Annotated in this window: 6 protein-coding genes; 5 read left to right on the top strand and 1 reads right to left on the bottom strand. The window is 69.0% G+C overall.

Annotation, left to right across the window (positions count from 1 at the left end):
• The first annotated feature begins 441 nt into the window (after nt 1-441).
• The 5 genes from JL475_RS38210 to JL475_RS38195 all read left to right on the top strand — a co-directional run bounded on the left by JL475_RS38210 (nt 442) and on the right by JL475_RS38195 (nt 3,206).
• The gene (locus tag JL475_RS38210) at nt 442-1,071 is read left to right on the top strand and encodes a hypothetical protein (RefSeq protein ID WP_237409437.1); all 630 of its coding nucleotides are present in this window, start codon (nt 442-444) and stop codon (nt 1,069-1,071) included.
• Nucleotides 1,072-1,225: 154 nt separating this feature from the next.
• Nucleotides 1,226-1,951, top strand: coding sequence for an IS6 family transposase (locus tag JL475_RS38205; RefSeq protein WP_202282801.1), 726 nt, complete (start codon nt 1,226-1,228; stop codon nt 1,949-1,951).
• A gap of 110 nt (nt 1,952-2,061) precedes the next feature.
• Nucleotides 2,062-2,382 carry a hypothetical protein gene (locus tag JL475_RS41835; RefSeq protein WP_368860258.1) on the top strand — a complete coding sequence of 107 codons (321 nt, stop codon included), beginning with the start codon at nt 2,062-2,064 and terminating at the stop codon, nt 2,380-2,382.
• Complete coding sequence (locus JL475_RS38200) at nt 2,303-2,773, top strand: GNAT family N-acetyltransferase (protein WP_237409436.1); 471 nt, start codon at nt 2,303-2,305, stop codon at nt 2,771-2,773. The genes JL475_RS41835 and JL475_RS38200 overlap by 80 nt, the downstream gene beginning before the upstream one ends.
• A gap of 154 nt (nt 2,774-2,927) precedes the next feature.
• Complete coding sequence (locus JL475_RS38195) at nt 2,928-3,206, top strand: hypothetical protein (protein WP_202282799.1); 279 nt, start codon at nt 2,928-2,930, stop codon at nt 3,204-3,206.
• Between the two features lie 231 nt (nt 3,207-3,437).
• Here JL475_RS38195 and JL475_RS38190 read toward each other — a convergent pair whose 3' ends face one another.
• Entirely contained in the window at nt 3,438-3,770 is a 333-nt protein-coding gene (locus JL475_RS38190; protein WP_202282798.1) for a hypothetical protein, read from the bottom strand.
• Between the last annotated feature and the right edge of the window lie 501 nt (nt 3,771-4,271).

Genomic DNA, 4,271 nt, shown 5'->3' with positions numbered 1-4,271 from the left:
AGACGACACCACCCCGCCCACACCCGGATCAGTAAATCCCCAGCTCAGCTGTCCCCTGGAAGGAGCCGCACCCAACGGCAAAAGGGCGGTGCCCCGTCACTTCAGCGCCTGGCACGCTTCGGCGCTGGTGGTGCCGGGCCTGGTGCCCTCGTCGGTCTCGGCCCGCTTGACCCACACACCGGGGCAATGATCTCGACCGGGTATCGGCGCCCCGGGTGCGACGGCGGCGCGCTGTGCACGGACGACCTTTCCCCGGCATGACCAACCAGAAGCCCACTCCACCCGGGCAGGCGACGTGACGGTGTCCTCAGGCGTTGCACCGGGCGGCAGGTCCTCGTGCCCGGCGGCGGGAACCATCGGGCCGGAACGACTCGTCACTGATCACGGCCGCCACTCAAAGCGGCGGGGGGCACCACGAGTGCAGCAACAACGGGGGTTTTGATGAAGCGCGCATCTGCGGCAAGAACGGGCCTGACGGCCGTGGCGGTGTTGGCGATGCTGACGGTCGGCGGCTGCCGGGAGGACGCCACGGGCCTTCCCGACCCCGACGCCCCTCCGAGAGGGCAGATCTCCGGATCCGCGTCACCGACGCCTTCGGCGGAGCAGGGCGGTCCGCGCACCCTGCTGGACGCCCCCCGAGCGGGCGGCCTGGACAGGCTGACGGGAGACCGGGCCCTCACGGACGCTCCGGTCGACCCGGGCGAGATGCGGGACGGCATGACGCTGGTCATCGGCAACTACGGGGACCCGGGCGGGCAGGGTGCGCCGGTGCTGTTCGAGGGCGTCGACCACGTACCCGAGGACACCAGCAGGCGCCGTGAGCACCTGTTCCGAGGCATGATCGAGTACATCCGGTGGGACCCGGAGCTGGGGCAGCCCGAGGCGCAGCCGGTGGAGCCCGGGCCGCTCGGTGGCTCGGTGGAGTGCCTGCTCGCCTCGCCGGGCGAGGAGGGCAACGTCATCTGCGGGTGGGCCGACGAGGGCACGGCGGCCGTCGCGCTCTTCGAGGACAGCACGCTCGCCGATGCGGGAAAGCTCTTCGTCCAGATGCGCGGGGACCTGGAGCGCTGACCGACCGGCGAGCGAGAACAAGGCCGCAGCCCCGCTTTCCTTTCGCGAGCCTGCGCGTGACGAAGAGCCCGTCACACGGCATTGTCACGTTGAGTGAATGGTCTCCGGGCTGGAATGGTGGCCGGGTTTGTTGATCGTTCGGGAGGGGCTGGTTGTGGAGGGTGCCGGGGACGGGCCGTCGTACAAGGGATTCCGGTTCCCGGCGGAGGTCATCTCCCACACGGTGTGGCTGTACCACCGCTTCCCGCTCTCCTTCCGCGAAGTCGAGGAGCTGCTCCTGGCCCGCGGGATCACCGTTTCCCATGAGGCGATCCGCCGGTGGTGCGACCGGTTTGGCCCCCGGTACGCGGCCGCCCTGCGCCGTCGCCGGCCCCAGGCCGGCGATAAGTGGCACCTGGACGAGGTGTTCGTGAAGATCAACGGGGTGCGGCACTACCTGTGGCGGGCCGTGGACCAGGACGGCACCGTCCTCGACATCCTGCTGCAGTCCAAGCGGGACGCGAAGGCCGCGAAGCGGTTCCTGGCCAAGATGATGAAGAAGCAGCGGAGGACACCGAGGGTGCTGGTCACCGACAAGCTCCGCTCCTACGGCGTCGCCCACAGAGAGTTGATGTCCTCAGTCGAGCACCGTTCCCACCAGGGCCTGAACAACCGGGCCGAGAACTCCCATCAGCCGACGAGGCAGCGCGAACGCGCGATGAAGGGCTTCCGCACAGTCGGCAGAGCCCAGAAATTCCTGTCCGCGTTCAGCCAGATCTCACCGCACTTCCGGCCCCGCCGTTACCGGATGACCGCCCCCGGCTACCGCACCGAGATGCGTCACCGCTTCGGAACCTGGAACGAGATCACCGGCACTATCGCCATGCCCACCGAGGCCTGAACCAGAGGCGGAAACCAAGCCCAGCACACCCCGGCACACCCTCAAGCAACCGCACACCAACAAGTTGACAATGCCCGTGCGGAGGACCTGCAACACGTGAGGGTGCCGCGATGCGGCAGGGGGCTCTGGGCATCGCCGCGTCAGGCCGAGTCGCTCTTCACCAGGAGCTGCCTCGGAAACGGTCACAGTCCGGCGCGCCAGTTCCGCTCCAGATCGCCGGTGTCGGATACGCTGCGAAGACGTCCAACCCGGCGTCCTTGACAACGCATACGCACAAGGGAGTGCCGCCCGGTGGCGGCTCTTCACGCTGGCCCGGACGGCGCGGCTGCCGGATGCAGGAAGGGGTGTGGCATGAGGCCCCCAGGCGTGCACCTACGGGAGATCACCGACGACAGCCGGGATGTCGTTCGTGCCCTCCGCGTCCGACGTGACCAGAAGCAGTTCGTCGCCTCCGTGTCCACGTCGCTCAAGGAGGCGGCAAGGACGCCGGAGGCCAATCCCTGGTACCGCGCCGTGTACCGTGGCGACGAGCCGGTCGGCTTCGTGATGCTGTCGTGGAAACCGTCGGCTGGTCCTTTCACAGGGCGGCACTTCCTCTGGCGCCTCCTCGTCGACAAGCGGTACCAGAAGCGAGGGATCGGCCGAGAGGTGCTCACGCAGATCGCTGCCCTGGTGCGCGCGGACGGCGCCACCGAGCTGCTGACCAGCTACGAGCCCGGCGACGGCGAACCGTGGCCCTTCTACCGGAAGTTCGGGTTCGAGCCCACCGGGGAGATCGACGACGGCGAGATCGTTCTGCGGCTCACCTTCCCCGCTCGGTGAGCTCAGACGAGGTCCGGGCGGAGTTCGAGGCGGCCAGGTCTGGCCCGGTGAACAGGCCCGAATAGCCGCCGTTCGCGGTCCAGGCGCGACAGCCGATCACAGCCACCCGGCTCGAGGCTGCGGGCAAATCGACCCCTCGGCCTACGGTAGGGGCATGAGCGACATCGTCGTCGTGTACGAGCTCGACAAGCCGGTGGCCACACGCTCCCCCGGTTCACCAGGTGATGAAGAACGGCCCGTTCGCCGGGTGCACGCGGCGCCCACCGCGCCGGGAACGCCCACCAGGACCGGACCACGAACCCTCTGCGGCAAGGACACGTTCGTTATGGCGACCGCCCGCCGCAGGCCTTCCGAGCGCCGTGGGGCGCCGTGGTACCCCGATGAGTACGCATCCTTGGTCTGCCCCGACTGCGAGGCCGTGATGGAGATCTGACCGGCACACGCGCCTGTGCCGCTCGAAAAGTCATCGCCGCAGGCGGCAGCGATGATGTTGCGCTGACCGGAAGCATGTCCGGGTGCTCGTGTCCCTGGTGGACAAGATGATCCGGAAGATGCCCTTTGTCCCGTCGGTACTGCCGCGCCGCAACGCCTCCAAGGATGCCGGGCTGCTCGTGCTGCGGAACGCGAACGCCGTGCTGCGCCGGCAGGTGGAGGGCCCGGTCCGCTATGAGCCGACCGACCGGTTCTGGTGCGCGGCGCTGTCCGCGCTGCTGCTCCGGCAGCCTGGCCACACCGACTTCTCGAGCGGCACAGGCTGCCGGAGGGCTTCGCAGAAGGCCCGGGTGGTCTCGGGCGCGTCGGCGCCCGCGGTCGCGGAGCGGATGGCCGTGGCGCCGACGCGCACCGTGTCCAGCAGGTCCCCCCTGGCCGCCGGCTCGTCAATGCCCGGTCCTGCCTGCCCGGTGCTTGTGCTCAGCCCAGCGTCCCCCTTGACCCGGCGGGGCCCGATTACCTCACCGTCGAACGCGCGGAAATCTATGCCCGCTGGAGTAGACATTGGGTGGTGGTGTGGTTATGGTTTCTCTCGTAGTCGAGATCAACAGGGCCCGGCAGAGACGAACTGCCGGGCCGCAGTACCCGCAGTCGCGGGATGCAGGACGGTGCGGTGGTGGAGTTCCGAAGCCAGAGCAGACGCAGGACGGCGACGGGACTGACGACCGGACCGGGTGGCCCGCGGTGCTCAGGGGCCGCCGTGAGCAGTCCCCCGCAGTGAAGTCAGTGAGCAGAACCTCGGTGAAGGCGTCGGCTGCGGACGCGCGCACCGGGAGGTTCGGCAGTGGGGTTCCAGGCCGGAGCAGACGCAGGACGGGCGACGGGGCCGGCTGCCGAAGGGTGGCGCTGTCCCAGGCCACCAGCAGTATGCAGGAGAGCAGTACCAGCAGTAGGTAAGTGGTTGATCACCGAGGGAAGAACGGAGGAGCCCGCGCCATCAGGATCGCCCGGGCGGACGTCTTGGGCCCGGGTACCGCAGGACATCGATAGTGAGGTGGTCTCCGGT

The sequence above is a fragment of the Streptomyces sp. M2CJ-2 genome (assembly GCF_016757295.1).
Lineage (GTDB): Bacteria > Actinomycetota > Actinomycetes > Streptomycetales > Streptomycetaceae > Streptomyces.
Note: the sequence above shows the minus strand (reverse complement) of the source record. Positions and strands in the feature narration are given on the sequence as shown.